Origin of the sequence: Cohnella hongkongensis (genome assembly GCF_042654645.1) — a bacterium.
Taxonomy (GTDB): domain Bacteria; phylum Bacillota; class Bacilli; order Paenibacillales; family Paenibacillaceae; genus Cohnella; species Cohnella hongkongensis.
In genome coordinates this window covers 102,747-117,328 of the sequence record NZ_JBHSEP010000015.1, presented here as the reverse complement: position 1 = coordinate 117,328, position 14,582 = coordinate 102,747, and the positions used below count along the sequence as shown (strand labels likewise).

General features: G+C 51.2%; 10 protein-coding genes. 7 read left to right on the top strand and 3 right to left on the bottom strand.

Annotated features, from left to right (window positions below):
• Positions 1-139: 139 nt before the first annotated feature.
• Positions 140-1,720: an ABC transporter substrate-binding protein gene (locus ACFO3S_RS18990; RefSeq protein ID WP_378099325.1), complete on the top strand. Its 1,581-nt coding sequence runs from the start codon at positions 140-142 to the stop codon at positions 1,718-1,720.
• Positions 1,721-1,947: 227 nt separating this feature from the next.
• The gene (locus ACFO3S_RS18985; RefSeq protein ID WP_378099323.1) at positions 1,948-2,631 is read left to right on the top strand and encodes a hypothetical protein; all 684 of its coding nucleotides are present in this window, start codon (positions 1,948-1,950) and stop codon (positions 2,629-2,631) included.
• A gap of 79 nt (positions 2,632-2,710) precedes the next feature.
• On the opposite strand, the gene ACFO3S_RS18980 is transcribed toward ACFO3S_RS18985, so the two are convergent.
• Genes ACFO3S_RS18980 through ACFO3S_RS18970 form a run of 3 tightly spaced genes read right to left on the bottom strand, consistent with a single transcriptional unit; the run spans position 2,711 to position 6,007 of the window.
• Positions 2,711-3,820, bottom strand: a complete 1,110-nt coding sequence (locus ACFO3S_RS18980; protein WP_378099321.1) for a TolB family protein — start codon at positions 3,818-3,820, stop codon at positions 2,711-2,713.
• Complete coding sequence (locus tag ACFO3S_RS18975; protein WP_378099319.1) at positions 3,817-5,322, bottom strand: sensor histidine kinase; 1,506 nt, start codon at positions 5,320-5,322, stop codon at positions 3,817-3,819. The genes ACFO3S_RS18980 and ACFO3S_RS18975 overlap by 4 nt, the downstream gene beginning before the upstream one ends.
• Positions 5,312-6,007 carry a response regulator transcription factor gene (locus ACFO3S_RS18970; RefSeq protein WP_378099317.1) on the bottom strand — a complete coding sequence of 232 codons (696 nt, stop codon included), beginning with the start codon at positions 6,005-6,007 and terminating at the stop codon, positions 5,312-5,314. The genes ACFO3S_RS18975 and ACFO3S_RS18970 overlap by 11 nt, the downstream gene beginning before the upstream one ends.
• A 199-nt stretch (positions 6,008-6,206) precedes the next feature.
• Between ACFO3S_RS18970 and ACFO3S_RS18965 the strand changes: the two genes are divergently transcribed.
• The 5 genes from ACFO3S_RS18965 (at position 6,207) to ACFO3S_RS18945 (ending at position 14,342) form a co-directional block, all read left to right on the top strand.
• On the top strand, positions 6,207-7,010 hold the full coding sequence (locus ACFO3S_RS18965) for a sirohydrochlorin chelatase (RefSeq protein ID WP_378099315.1): 804 nt from the start codon (positions 6,207-6,209) through the stop codon (positions 7,008-7,010).
• Between the two features lie 21 nt (positions 7,011-7,031).
• Positions 7,032-7,979, top strand: a complete 948-nt coding sequence (locus ACFO3S_RS18960; protein ID WP_378099314.1) for a diacylglycerol kinase — start codon at positions 7,032-7,034, stop codon at positions 7,977-7,979.
• Positions 7,976-9,817: a 23S rRNA (uracil(1939)-C(5))-methyltransferase RlmD gene (rlmD, locus tag ACFO3S_RS18955; RefSeq protein ID WP_378099312.1), complete on the top strand. Its 1,842-nt coding sequence runs from the start codon at positions 7,976-7,978 to the stop codon at positions 9,815-9,817. Before ACFO3S_RS18960 ends, rlmD begins: the two co-directional genes overlap by 4 nt.
• Before the next feature lie 968 nt (positions 9,818-10,785).
• Complete coding sequence (locus ACFO3S_RS18950; protein ID WP_378099310.1) at positions 10,786-12,066, top strand: DNA methyltransferase; 1,281 nt, start codon at positions 10,786-10,788, stop codon at positions 12,064-12,066.
• Positions 12,063-14,342 (top strand): ATP-binding protein, encoded by a 2,280-nt coding sequence (locus ACFO3S_RS18945; RefSeq protein ID WP_378099309.1) that lies wholly within the window; start codon positions 12,063-12,065, stop codon positions 14,340-14,342. Before ACFO3S_RS18950 ends, ACFO3S_RS18945 begins: the two co-directional genes overlap by 4 nt.
• Positions 14,343-14,582: the final 240 nt, after the last annotated feature.

The following is a 14,582-nucleotide window of genomic DNA, read 5'->3' as shown; positions in this document are numbered from 1 at the left end:
AGGAAAGCGCTCAGGAAGGGCTCAGGAAAGCTCCCAGGAGGGCTCAGGAAAGCTCTCAGGTAGGCGTTCAGGAAAGGCTTCTTCCGGTTTACCGGCCGGTTGAGCATACATTTACCATGAAGAAAAGGGAGGCAATACTATGTTCAGAAGGAACAAGTCGTGGACGCTGCTGCTCGCAGCCGTCATGACGCTCAGCGTCATTCTTGCCGGCTGCAGCGGCAGCAACAACAATCCCGCATCGCCGCCGGCTTCCTCCGCGTCTTCCGAGTCGCCGTCGGAATCCCCCGCGTCTTCCGAATCCGCGTCTCCGTCTCCGGAGGTCGACGTCAGCAAGCTGGAACCGGTGGAGCTGTCCTTATACTTGCCGGGTTCGCCGCCGAAGGACGAGAAGAAGGTCGAGGAAAAAATCAACGAGTATTTGAAAACGAAGATCAACGCCACTCTGGACATCCGCATGATCGACTGGGGCCAATACGACCAGAAGATGAATCTGTACGTGTCCGGCCGCGAGGTGATGGACGTGATCTTCACGGCGTCCTGGAACGGCCACGCCACGAACGTGGGCAAGGGAGCCTATCTGGCGCTGAACGAGGGGCTGCTCGACCAGTACGGTCAAGGGATCAAGAGCGTCGTCTCGCAGACCATTCTGGACGGGGCCCAGATCAACGGCAAAAACTACGGCGTTCCGGCGTTTAAGGAGATGGCCGAGCAAGGCGGCATCCTGTACCGCACGGACATCGCCGAGGAGCTGGGTCTGACCGAGAGAATCCAGGCGGTGAAATCGCCGGCTGACCTCATCCCGATTCTGGAAGAAGTAAAAGCCAAGAAGCCGGACTGGACTCCGCTGTACGTCAAGGACGGCGAAAACCTGAATTCGCACTACATGAACAAGTTCGACTTCTTCGGCGACACGAAGCTGGAAGGCATCGTGCTGAAGGACGGAACCGATACGGCGATCAAGCCGGGCCTGGAATTTCCAGTGTATAAGGAATATTTGAACATCGCTCGCGAGATGTTCACGAAGAAGCTGGTGAACGCGGACGCCGCGACGTCTCAGCTGTCTCCGACGGACGCCCTGAAGAAGGGCAACGTATTCATGGTCGTGTCTCCGCTCAAGCCGGGCAAGGATGCGGAGATGGCGGGATCGGCGAACCTGCCGGGCAAGATCGGCCAGGTCGGCATGACGAGCCGCACGACTTCGACAGGCGAAACGACGGGCTCCATGCTGGCGATCTCCTCGACTTCGAAAAATCCGGAGCGCGCGATGATGTTCATCGACTTGCTCTACACGGATAAGTACCTGAACAACCTGATCAACTTCGGCATCGAAGGCGATCACTTCATGTTAAACGGCGAAGTGATGTCCGACGCTCCGGGCAAGCCGAACTACATCGCCGGCGCCGCAGCGTGGATGCTCGGCAACCAGTTCCTGAACTATATCTGGGATACGGAGGCTCCGGACAAGTGGGAGCAGTTCAGACAGTTCAACGAAGGCTCGATCAACTCTCCGGCGCTCGGCTTCACGTTCGACGCGGAGCCGGTCAAGACGCAGGTCGCGGCGCTCAAGAACGTTCAGTCCCAGTACGCTCCGGGTCTGGAGACGGGCGCAGTCGATCCGGCTAAGCTTGACGAGTATTACAATAAGCTGAAGCAGAACGGTCTCGACGAGGTGATCGCCGAGAAGCAGAGACAGCTGGACGCTTATCTGGCGTCCAAATAAGCTGGCCGCCTGGAAAGCTATTCCGCCGTCAGGGGATTCCCCTGACGGTCTTTTCTATTGTCGGACGCCCGGAAGCAACAATCCCGACGCTTTTGTTTACATTTTTGAAATATTCGTTTTTATTTTCGGAACAACCGTTTGATACAGTTAGGAGGTGCTTATATAGAAGGGATAAGGGATGATCGACATCAGAGAAGGGAATCCGAGATCGAAAGGGAGAGAATGACATGATTCGTCTGACTAACGCTATGAAAATCATATCGATTGTTGCCGCCGCTTGCGCGCTGGCGGCTTGTACGGGAGGCAGCGAGCCGTCTTCCTCGCCTCCGCCGTCGACGCAAACCTCCGGCAGCGCTCCGACGTCTTCGTCCTCCCCGGGCGGCAGCGCCGCCGAGACCGCGCCGCCAGCCGAGTCTTCCTCGGCTTCGGAGCAGACCTCGCGGACGGAACGTCCGCCAACCGAAAGCTTCGAGCTGATGACGGGGGAGGGCTATCAATCCCGAACCGCCGCTCTGCACCAAGGGGAGGGGTTCTCCTTGTACGTGTTCGAGGGATTCGGCTTTGACCAGGCGTCGGGCCGGCTGACTTTGACGGCCAACAACGATTATTATGTCGACATCGAGCGGCTGCCGGAGGACGAAATCTTAAAGACGCTTCGCGAGTCCGCGGAGCAGGAATTCAAGGAGTTCGGCAAGGTTTCCGATTATAGCGGAGAGCTTGTGGAGCATCCCTTGGGCTATGCCGAGCTGTATCTTCAGTCTAGCGGCGCGGACGGAGTAAAAGACTTCATCATCTGGGAGTCGGAGGCGGGAGAACGTTATCTGTTCCGTCTTCACAGTCCGAAAGGGGAGGAAGCGCCGGATTTCGCAAGCTCGGTATGGGTTTCGTTGTCCACGGTGCGGGGCGAATAAAGCGAAGGAGCCGCGAAGATGCCTGCCGTCCGCTGCCTGTTCAGCGGCAGACAGGCAGGCGGGCATCTTGCGGGAGCGGTTATTTCCGCAAGGAATAATGGAGTTGGACGATGCCGCTTCTGTACGGCTTGGCGTTCCATTCCGTATAAGCGAGCCGCTGGCCCGAAGGGCTCCAGGAGGTGGCTGCCGGTTCGATATCGACGGCGATCCGGACGGACTCGTCGGTCAGCATATCGTACAGATAGAGGCCTTTGGCGGCGGTGCCGCTCGCATCGGCATTCAGGCCGTAGGCGATCATCCGCTGATCCGGCGACCACGAAATCCCGCTCAGCTCCGTCCCTTCGGCAATCGTTTTCCTGTTTTCTCCGTTCGCGTCGCATAGAAGGAGGCTCGTTCTGGAGCCATTGATCTGCAGCGCCAGCAGCTGGCGGCCGTCCGGCGAAGGAAGCGCTTTGATGACGCGATCGAGGTTCAAGCTCGTCTTTTCCAGGGTAACCAGGTTCAACGCCTTGAGCGACTCGTCGGCAAGGGTGTTGTAGTAGAGGATGTCCCCGACTTTTTCCACCAGAATCAAGCCCGTCTCCTCCAACTGATCGATCGCCGCGATCCGGCCTTCCGAAGTTGCGATATAAGCGCCGCCGCTGTAGGCCGCGCCGACGATCGTCTCCGAGTCGGCCCAGTTGGCGCTGACGGCGCCTCCGATCGGATCCCCGGTCAGGCGGAACGAATCCAGGGTGTCCAGGTTCATGACGGAATAGACAGGGTCGCCGAGCGAATATTCATGGTAGATCAGGCGCTTCTTGTCGGGAGACAGGACGGCGCCCCCTATATTCAAGTTTTTCCGCTGCTGCAGCAGCGTGTATTGACGGGTATCGAGGTCGTACAGATACAGGCTTCGGGGATAGGAATCCGCCAGTTCCGCCAGGGCCATCCTGCCCAGGGACTCGTTTTCCTTTGAAACTACAACCGTACTCTCGTCTACCCAATCCATAATTTCCGTACCATCCAGACGATCCATCTTTTCGACGGACACGCCTGGCTCCCCCGTCCGGCTGCCGGCATCGTCGATGACCGTTATCGTCATTCCGGGCTCTTTAATGATCGTGCGGTTCCCGGACCCTTCAGACGAGCATGCCGCGAGCGCGAACAGCAATGCCGGAACGGTCATCATCCTTGCACTGATCTTCATTCCTTCTCCTCCTCGATCGTCGCGTCATGTCGGGCTTCCGAAGCCGGCGCCCCATAGGCCGGAAAGACGATGCGGAACAGGGTGCCTTCCGAATCGGTGCTCACGAGCGCGATGGAGCCTCCTTGCGATTCCGCGTATTTCTTGGCCAGCGAGAGACCCAGTCCGGCACCGCCGGTTTCCCGCGAACGGTTTCTGTCGACGGTGTAGAACGGCTCGAAAATTTTGTGGGCGACTTCTGGCGGGATTCCGATGCCCGTATCGGCAATCTCGATGATAACTTGCCCGCCGTCCGACGCCGTCTTCAAGCGAATGCGCCCTCGAGCCTGGTTGTACTTGATGGCGTTGTCCATCAGATTCACGAGTACGATGGAGAGGCAATCCTTGTCGGCTTCCACGTAAGCTTCGGCCAAATCGGTCTCCGCCGCAATGCCGAACTTGTCCATTTTTCCCTTCAGGCTGTCCAGGACCGTCAGCACCGCTTGCCGCACGTCCACCCGTTCCTTGCGGAATTCGAATTCGTATTTCTCCAAGGCGGACAGCTGCAGCACTTTTTCGACCATCTCGTATAGCCGCTGCGTATCGCCCAGTATGTTCGCTTTGGCGGTGTCGAGCAGCTTCTCGTCGTCGGGATACATGTCCAGCAGATCGATATAGGCTTTGATCGAGGTCAGCGGGGTTTTGAACTCGTGGGTGACGTTGCCGATAAATTGCTTCTGCTGCTGATCGAGCAGGGATAATTTGCGGACGGCCAACGCCAGCTTCTCGCGCTCCTCGTCCTTGTCCTGCATCGTTTTCCGGATTTGCCGGCTCATCATGCGGATGCCTTCGCTCAGCTCCCCGATCTCGTCATTGCGCCTGAGCGCGACGGGGGCGAAGTTCCCGGCACGAATCTGGTCCACCGCCCCGTTCAGCTTGATGATTCCGCTGGCGAACGAGTTGAAATAGAAATAGGCGAGAATAAAGCTGAGGAAAAATACGCCCGCGCCGATGTAGATAAACAGTTGCTTGATCTGATTGTAGAAGGCCTGGTTCTCCGTCAGGGAATCATAGAACTGAACGACTCCCGCTTGCTCGTTGCCGATCCGCAACGGGGCCAGGTAATAGAGCGAGTCGTCTACCACCAGGTAAGCTGTGTTGTTGTGGAGCGCAAAGTCCAACGTCCGTCGGATGCCGTCCGACGCCGCAAGAGCCGAATTCGAATGAAGAACGGTCCCCTCCCGGTCATACAGCACAATGGGCTGCCCTATAATCAGTTCCAGCTGCCCGGCGAAATCACGGCCTTTTGAAGCTAGGAAGGTTTGAGGAACTTTGTGAGATTCCCCCATAAGGGTCTGGATAAAATAAATATTCGCGGTCGCGGCCTGCTGGGCGAAATACTGCTCCATCTGGGCTTGCTGATTTTTCTTGATGCCTTCCAGTACAAGCAGGCTGAGGATGAAGACGGTAAGCAGCAGCAGCATGGCCAGGAAGATGCTGAACTTAAGCTTGATGCTAATTCTCACGGTATCCTCCCAAGGCTTTATAGCCTACGCCATGAACGGTTTGGATCATTTCGCCGTGTTCTTTCCCGAGCTTTTTCCTCAGCCTTTGCACATGGATATCGACGGTTCGCGTACCGCCTATATACTCCAAGCCCCAAACCCGATCCAGAAGCTGCTCCCTCGTGTATACCCGATCCGGGCTGGACAGCAGCAGCGTCAATAAATCGTACTCCTTGGGCGTCAGCTCCAGTTTCCTGCGGCCGACAAAGGCCGTTCTTTTGTTGACTTGAAGCGCTACGCCGCCCAGAGCGATCTCGGCCGGCTCCTGCTTCTCTCCCGCGGCCTGCATCCTCCTGAGCAAGGATTTCAGCCGGGCAAGCAGCTCCCGCATATCGAAAGGCTTGGTGAGATAATCGTCCGCGCCCAGCTCGAGTCCCAGCACCTTGTGGACGATATCCTCCTTGGCGGTCAGCATAATGACGCCTATGCGTCCCTTGTCCCGGAGTCTCTTCAGAATCTCGTAACCATCCATTCCGGGAAGCATCACGTCAAGGATGAGAGCGTCCGGCCGGAAAAGAGGCAGTCTCTCGAGGGCCGCGTCTCCACGGTCGACGACTTCGACGTTATAGCCTTCTCTGCGCAGGGCATAAGCGATGGCTTCCGCGATTTTTTTCTCATCCTCGATCACCATAATTTTGTCGCTCATGAACGAATCCTTCCATTCTATAATGGATATCTGCTCCGTTTCATTTTATCATATTCGGACCTGTTATAAGGATCGCGGACCTCGTCGGGGGGAGGCCGGGGGATGGGGCGTCAGCAATCCGGGTCTACGTTGACATTGGCTTAACGTTTCGCTAGCATGGATAGAAAGCACATTGCATCGAGGGGAAAGGAGCGGGCTCTTGGGTAAACGAGGCTTGCTGGTCATCAGCCACGGTTCCAGGGAACGCGGATGGGTCGCCTTGGTCGATGAGACGATAGAGCGTGTCCGAGACGAGATCGGGAACGAGATGAGAGTGGAGGCCGTCTTTCTCGAATTGGTAGAAGGGCGGCTTATTCAGGACGGAATCGACCGGCTGCGCTCGGAGGGCGTGACGGAAGCGCTGGCTCTTCCCCTGTTCGTCTCTTCCGGCAGCACACATGTGAACGAGATCGGCTGGGCTCTGGGCGCCTACCCGGAGCCCGCTGCGGAGACCGATCTGAAGCGGTTCGAGGTTGGCTCCCTGCACATCGATTACGGCCATCCGATGGGCGAGGCTCCGGAGGTCGACGGCATCGTCCTGGACAATCTGCGGCGGCTTTCCGACGAGTCATCAAGGGAGAGCATTCTGCTGATCGGACACGGCAGCGAGGAGGCCGGTTTCCGCGAGAGCTGGGAGCGGGAGCTAAGCGGGATCGCGGAACGGGTCAGGGAAAAGGGCGGCTACCGGTCCGCAGCGGCGGCGCTGCTCCTGCCGAATCAGACAGAGGAACGAATCGCTTCGATCAGGCGCGACCGCCCCGACAATCGGATTCTGGTGGTCGGGCTTTTCTTAAGCGAGGGTTATTTCACCCGGATGGTGATTCCTCGCCATCTGGAGCGCTCCGGCGAGCTTGCGGCCTGCCGTTACGACGGCGCGGCGCTGATGCCGCATCCGAACGTCGCCGCGTGGGTCATGCGGCAGGCGAGAGAATGGCTAAGCGGCCGGAAGCGGCAGCATCAATAGAGATAACGAGAGGGGATCCCGTTGGATATTATCCGTGCACGACTCATTTATAATCCGACCTCCGGGCGGGAGGAGGCCAAGCGCAAGCTCGGCCCGATTCTGCAGCGTCTGGAGAGGGGCGGCGTGGAGACGTCCTGCCACGCCACAGAAGGTAAAGGAGACGCGACGCAGGCCGCTAAGGAAGCGGCGGAGCGCGGCTTCGACATGGTGATCTCCGCCGGCGGCGACGGCACCTTGAACGAGGTGGTGAACGGTTTGTCGGCATGCGAGACCAGGCCGGCGCTCGGCATTCTTCCGCTGGGCACGACGAACGATTTTGCGCGAGCTCACGGCATCCCGAGAAAGTGGGAGAAGGCTTGCGATCTGATTACGCGGCGGTACACGAAGCCGGTCGACGTCGGACAGGCGAACGACAGATACTTCATCAATATCGCCGGCGGCGGTTCGTTAACCGAGCTTACCTACGAGGTTCCGAGCAAGCTGAAGACGATGGTCGGACAGCTGGCCTATTATATGAAGGGATTGGAGAAGATTACGCGTCTTCATCCTACGCGAATGCACATTCGGGCGGAGGGCTACGGCGAATTCGACGAGGAGTTCATGCTGTTCCTGATCGCCAACAGCAACTCCGTGGCGGGCTTCGACCGTCTGGCGCCGAACGCCAGCACCAACGACGGCGTGTTCGACGTGCTCGCGCTGCGCAAGTGCAGCCTGGCGGAGTTTATCCGTCTGGCGACGATCGTGCTCCGCGGGGAGGAGATTACGGACGACCCGCACGTTATTCACTTCCAGACGAACCGCGTCGAGGTGAATTCGGACGACCGGGTTCAGCTTAACGTGGACGGAGAGTTCGGCGGAACGCTGCCTTGCACGTTTAATCTGCTGCCGGCTCACCTCAACATTATTATGGATGAGCATGGAGAATCCACTTACAGCAAGCACGGCGCGGGACGGGCGCTGCAGCTATGAGCGGCGGAAGAGGGCGGCATCGGCGTCCGGGAACGGCGGGACCGGGTCTGACGGGGTCGGGAACTGCGAGACCGGGAGCGACAGGAGCGGGAACGGCGAGACCGGGAGCGACAGGTGCTGTGGGATCGAGCGCGCCGGAGGTACTGAGATCGGGAGGGACAGGAGCGGGAACGGCGAGACCGGGAGTGACAGGTGCTGTGGGATCGAGCGCGCCGGAGGTACTGAGATCGGGAGGGACAGGAGCGGGAACGGCGAGACCGGGAGTGACAGGTGCAGCGGGTAGACAGCGCAGTAAGGGCAGCAGGGAGAAAGGCTCTCGGAGCGGACGGGACCGCTCGGCGACTTCGTCTATAGTCGGCGTGCCGGTTCAGGCCGGGCAGCGGATCGAGTGCGATATCGTCGGATTGACGCATGAAGGAGAAGGGGTAGGCCGCGTGGAGGGCTATACCCTATTTGTGCGCGGGGCGCTTCCCGGCGAGCGGGTGCAGGCCGAGGTGCTGAGCATCGGCAAGTCGTTCGGGCGCGCGCGGATGACGGAGTTGTTGGAGCGGGGAACAGGCGGCAGGGTCGAGCCGCCTTGTTCTCTATTCGACGTGTGCGGCGGCTGTCAGCTTCAGCATCTGGACTACCGGGAGCAGCTCAAGTGGAAACGGCAGCACGTTGTTGATAATTTGCGGCGGATCGGGAAGCTTGCGGTGGCCGGGGAAGAGGACGGTCGAGAGCGGTCGAGCGTCCCGCAATCCGGAGATGGAAAGCCGGGAGTTGAGATGGTAAGTTCGGGTCCGGAGCTTCCAAGCGATCGTCCGGCCGTTATCGTCCATCCGACGATTGGAATGGACGAGCCATGGCGCTACCGGAATAAGGCTCAGGTTCCGATCGGCAGCAGAGAAGGCGGGCTGATCGGAGGCTTCTTCGAGATGGGCAGCCACGACATCGTCGAGACGGACGTCTGCCTGATCCAACAGCAGGAGAACGAAGAGACGGTCCGCGCCGTGAAGGAGGCCGCGCGGATGCTGGGCGTGTCGGCCTACAACCGGGCGGCAGGCCGCGGCCTGCTGCGGCACGTCGTGGTGCGCCACGCCCGGACGACCGGCCAGCGGATGGTCGTCCTCGTCACGAACGGCCGCGATATCCCGCACGCTCAGGAGCTGGTTGCATTGATCAGGGAGAAGGTTCCGGGCATCGCGAGCATCTGCCAGAACGTTCAGACGGCGGAGACTCCGGTCGTCTTCGGCGAGGAGACCCGAACGCTGTGGGGCGAAGAGGCGATTTTCGACGAAATCGACGGTATCCGGTTCGCGATTTCTCCTCGTTCGTTCTTCCAGGTGAACCCGGAACAGACCGTCCGCTTGTACGGCCAAGCGGTGGAATACGCGGCGCTGACCGGGAAGGAGACCGTCATCGACGCCTACTGCGGCATCGGCACGATCTCGCTGTTCCTCGCCAGACATGCCGATCGCGTCTTCGGCGTAGAGATTGTTCCGGAAGCGATCGAGGACGCCCGCCGGAACGCTGAGATTAATGGCATAGAGAACGTCGAGTTTGCGGTCGGGCCAGCGGAGGTCGTCATGCCTCGATGGCAAGCGTCAGGCGTAACGCCGGACGTCATCGTCGTCGATCCTCCTCGCAAAGGGTGCGACCCGGCTTTAATTGCGACGATGGTGGAGCTGAAGCCGACCCGAATCGTATACGTTTCGTGCAACCCTTCAACGCTGGCTCGTGATTTGCGACTGTTGGAGGATGGGGGCTACAGGACGGTGGAGGCTCAGCCGGTGGATATGTTTCCGCATACGGGGCATGTGGAGTGCGTAATAGGGATATGTCGCGACGATACCTAGAAGTCTATAGTTATGAGTATTCGGCGAAGTATTTCACATTTGCGCAGGATGAGAGTGACTATAAAAACAAGGTGTTGCGAGATACGATTAAAGTTTCGGTTGTTTTGGATTTAAAATGGGTAGATATGACGAGTGATTTTTAGCTTGCTTTTAGTGAGAATGGCAATGCATCTAAGAGGACACTTTAGTGTTCTCTTAGAGTATGAGACTGTGCATGGGCATAATAATTCAGTATTAATTTTTACGAGGTAAACTTGAAAACGTGGGATTACCAATAAATCGGCACGAAAGGCCACCTTCTAATGCAAAACGAAGGTGGCCTTTCGTACACCAAATTATGCGAACCTTTTTTGAACCTTCAGAAATGCCTTAGACCCTTGTGCAGCAAGGGGGTTCCACATGTCCGTACTTCGTTTTTGTTGCTTTGTTTAGTGAACGTGGGCTATGTGCAGCAACGAAAGACGCAGCTGATTTGAATGTGATATACGAAGCAGATGACTAGAGCATATTAATGTTAAGAGATCAATCAAGTCTATGCCGGATCTAAACTGGTTAACATCCAATATTTTCGTCTGTGTTGTTATTTCATCATCAGAAATCACTCTAAAAATCATCATTTACTAAAGATAGAAAGTTAGGAAAATATATTTTCATAATAAGTGCTGTCGTGGGAGTTCGTGACTTCGTAAAGATCGTGCCTGTAAAAGCTACTTGTCATTCGAATCTTTGATAAAAACGATTATTAGGGGTAACCCGATTAGTGGGGGGCCGTTTGATAAAATATTCCCTGCATGTGATCAGCGGTACTACATATTAAAAGAGTTATTGAACCCGACTATTTTTGACAGCATTCGACAGCGGGATGTGATATCATAATATTAACTGTGAATAATTATGATATAGTAAACATTTGTTCCTGATCTCTTTATTAGGGCTTGAAGTAAACCAATGGTGGGAAGTGGCTGACTATGAAACAAAGTTTACAGCAAAAACTAAAAAGCTACGGAGATACATATTGGAATTTTGAGAAGATCAAGAGAGACGGAGTTCATAAAATAGCTAACTATCCTGCAATGATGGTTGCTCCCATGCAACACAAATTAATTGAGGATATTATTAATATGGAAGGTAACATATCTAATATTTTTGACCCGTTTCATGGGTCAGGTACAACATTAGTTGAAGGTAATCGTTTCGGGTTAGATTTGATAGGTATTGATATAAATCCTTTAGCAAATCTTATTACAAAGGTTAAACTTCAAGGAGTTAATAAGGACACAATATACAATAGTAACGAAGAACTTTTCTTAAGAATTAATAAATATAAGGAAATAAAGTTAGAGTCACATTATTTCGAAAAAATCGAGAAATGGTTTAGGGAAGATGTGATTCACGATCTATCAATTATTAGAAGAAGTATTATTGATGAGAAAGACAAACGAAATAGAGAGTACTACTGGACGTGCATGTCCGATTTGGTTAGGAAGTATAGTAATACCAGAAGTTCGACTTTCAAGTTACACATAAAAGAAGAAAATAAAATCAAAAATATGGAGAATAACATTATAGAGGATTTTATTTGCGCTGTTGAAAATAATGTTAATTCTTTTGATACTCATAAGTCAAATAGCAAGTTGTTAATACAAGGAGATGCTTTGGATGTAATGGATGACATGGAGGCTAATAGTATTGATTTTATTTGTACGTCGCCTCCATATGGGGATAATGGAACTACAGTTACGTATGGACAATTTTCTATTTTAAGCTTGCTCTGGATAGATCATGAAGACTTAAGTTTATCAAGTGATGAATTAATCAAGAACTTCTCTGCTATCGATTCCTCAAGTTTGGGAGGAAGAATCAATCCTGTTGTCTCTAAATCGGATGATATTCCATCAACTGTTCTTGCTGATCTTCTTAAGACTATTAGTAATGAAAAACAAAAAAAAATCAAGAATTTTTTTCATGACTATTTTAATGTTATCCAGAAGATGATTCGTGTTCTTAAACCAGGTCATATGATGGTACTAACTTTAGGCAATCGAAGAGTTGATAATAAAGAGATCAAATTAGATGAAATTACAAAGGAATTCTGTTTAAATAATGGATTAGAAATTGAAGCTGAAATCGATAGAAGTATTTCTAGGAAAAGGATGCCCAGAATGGTATCCCGCATAGGGAATATTGGTCCAGTACAGTCTATGAATTCGGAAACCGTTTTGATATTTAGGAAGGGGGAGCTTGTATGAATAGTGTGGAAGTTAAAGTAGAAGAAGAAAACATAGTTGAGGTTATTGGCAACGTAACTAGCCCATTCGTAGTTCTTTCAGAATTAATTAAAAATGGCGTGGATGCAAATGCAAAATCAGTAACAGTCCATATTGATACAATAAATAATACGATAAAAGTAATTGATAATGGTGATGGTTTCAAACTTGAAGATATATTAAATCTTGGGAATATTGCATCATCAAACAAAAAGAGAGACAACTTTATACAAAATGCGAATGGAGAGATGCTCTTAGGTAGTAAAGGGCTTGCTTTCTATTCAATGTTTTCATTAGGAACGAAAATTGAAGTTAGATCATCTAACTCTAATGGGGAGAAGTATTATTTTGAATGGTTCAAAGGACAAAAAAAATTCTATTATGACCAAGTTGCTCATGAAAATTATGCTCTAGGAACAGAAATACTAATTTCAGGTATAGAAGAAGACAATATCCTTCTTTTAAGCTCTGAGAAGGAACTCAGTAAGTTTAAACATATATCATTATACAATTTTCAAGAAAAGATAACAGTGCCAAAAGTAATAGTTATAAAGAATGGGACTAGATTTAACCTAGATGTAGATAACGTTAATAGTTTTCAAGAAGAATTTGATGCGATAGTTTCTTTTAGCTATGAAAGTAAAACAAACATCTTAAAGTACAAATATGATGTAGAAGATCCACGGGTTTTGAACTCAGAAATTGAGATTAAAATTGATAACTTAGTCACTGCTAATGAAATTATTAGAGACAGATATTCGATTAAGCCACTCAGTATGTCATTTGATGATTTCTTAACAAATGGTCTGATTGAACGAAGGGAAATATCTGTGCCGAGCTTTGAAGGAAAATGGTATATGAAAAGAGACAAGAGGAGTGCAAAGTTTCATAGGTTTGAGAGTGGTATTCGTCTATATGTTAATAAATTCGCTTTATACAACTATTTAAATAAAAATAACGATTGGCTGCAATTAACCAATGTAAGCCAGGTTAAGAAAAACAACAATTTTAGACAACACAATGTATACGGATATGTAAATTTCGATAGATTCAATGAGCATGAAGCTGGTCTTAAGATTTCTAATGAACGTGGAGGATTTATCGAAAATATTAATTATCATAAATTTATGGATATATTATATATGTATATTTTGTTTATCACTATAAATATTGATTACGCAATAAAAAATCACACCTTTATTTCATCAAATAATGCTCAAGGAGGACAAGGCCAGGGAGGACAAGGCCAGGGAGGACAAGGCCAGGGAGGACAAGGCCAAGGAGGACAAGGCCAAGGAGGACAAGGCCAAGGAGGACAAGGCCAGGGAGGACAAGGCCAAGGAGGACAAGGTCAAGGAGGACAAGGCCAGGGAGGACAAGGCCAAGGAGGACAAGGCCAGGGAGGACAAGGTCAAGGAGGACAAGGCCAGGGAGGACAAGGTCAAGGAGGACAAGGCCAGGGAGGACAAGGTCAAGGGGGGCAAACTAACTCAGATGAAGAGGAGCGAAAAATATTAAAAGTTTCTGAGATTAGCATCACAAAGGGCGAAAATTGTTACTTATTAGACCCAACAATTGTTAATAGCGACTATACAACAGCAGCTTTGAAAATAATACCTCGAAGTGCATGCAAAATTCAAAATAGTGTGTTTTTGCACGAGAATCAACACGGCGAATATCACATCGATTATTATGAAGGTAGCATGAAAGAGACATTGCTTATTAAGGTTAAAAATAGAAAAATCACTGGGATGATTAGTGAAGATGATTTCTTCACAACAAGTAATCATTTTCACGGAACTATCGATTTGAGGGATATCAGCGGGTTAGTGAAACAATTAGTGGGTCTGAAATACGATGATAAATATTTGCTTTATGTTATTTCTTTTCGCGCTATTCTTGAGGATATTGTGAAGAGATACTACTCTAAGAGACCGTTCCCTCTTAGTAGTGAATTTAAAGACAATATTACTGGAATGTTATCTGATATCCAATCAGTTATGCGTATAACTAGAAATGATCCATTAGAACATCGTAAGCAGGAAGTTAAGAAAATTTTTAAAGGGCACTATGCACTCAATAATTTTTTAGCTGGAGTGAATGTTAAATTTGCAAATGAAAACTATGACAAATTTTTGCACTCATTGACGCATAACCCTTCAAAAATTGATAAAAGTTTAGCTCTAGAGGTTGCAAATGATATTATTCTCCCACTTCATACTTTGTCAAATCAACTAAGTGATCGTGGGATAATATGAGGTTCTATCAATCTTAGCCTACAATTAGTTTATTATTATCTTTAAGCGGGGGTAGTACAAGGCTCATTCTTGAGTTTTGTACTACCATTTTAATTTAGTATGCATTCGATTTTAATTCAAGTTTGATACGGCAGGCAGAGGGAAGAAGCAACAGTGCTCTTTTGAAAATACATATCGATCTTATCCGATCGTCCCCTTATTCCAATAGTAAAGCTAATTTGCTTATGAACCGCGATCTTC

What these genes read in the sequence shown, in the direction of transcription:
- ACFO3S_RS18970 (WP_378099317.1), bottom strand. Translation starts at nt 6,007, where the DNA reads ATGAGCGACAAAATTATGGTGATCGAGGATGAGAAAAAAATCGCGGAA.
- rlmD (WP_378099312.1), top strand. Translation starts at nt 7,976, where the DNA reads ATGAGCGGCGGAAGAGGGCGGCATCGGCGTCCGGGAACGGCGGGACCG.
- ACFO3S_RS18980 (WP_378099321.1), bottom strand. Translation starts at nt 3,820, where the DNA reads ATGAAGATCAGTGCAAGGATGATGACCGTTCCGGCATTGCTGTTCGCG.
- ACFO3S_RS18990 (WP_378099325.1), top strand. Translation starts at nt 140, where the DNA reads ATGTTCAGAAGGAACAAGTCGTGGACGCTGCTGCTCGCAGCCGTCATG.
- ACFO3S_RS18950 (WP_378099310.1), top strand. Translation starts at nt 10,786, where the DNA reads ATGAAACAAAGTTTACAGCAAAAACTAAAAAGCTACGGAGATACATAT.
- ACFO3S_RS18945 (WP_378099309.1), top strand. Translation starts at nt 12,063, where the DNA reads ATGAATAGTGTGGAAGTTAAAGTAGAAGAAGAAAACATAGTTGAGGTT.
- ACFO3S_RS18985 (WP_378099323.1), top strand. Translation starts at nt 1,948, where the DNA reads ATGATTCGTCTGACTAACGCTATGAAAATCATATCGATTGTTGCCGCC.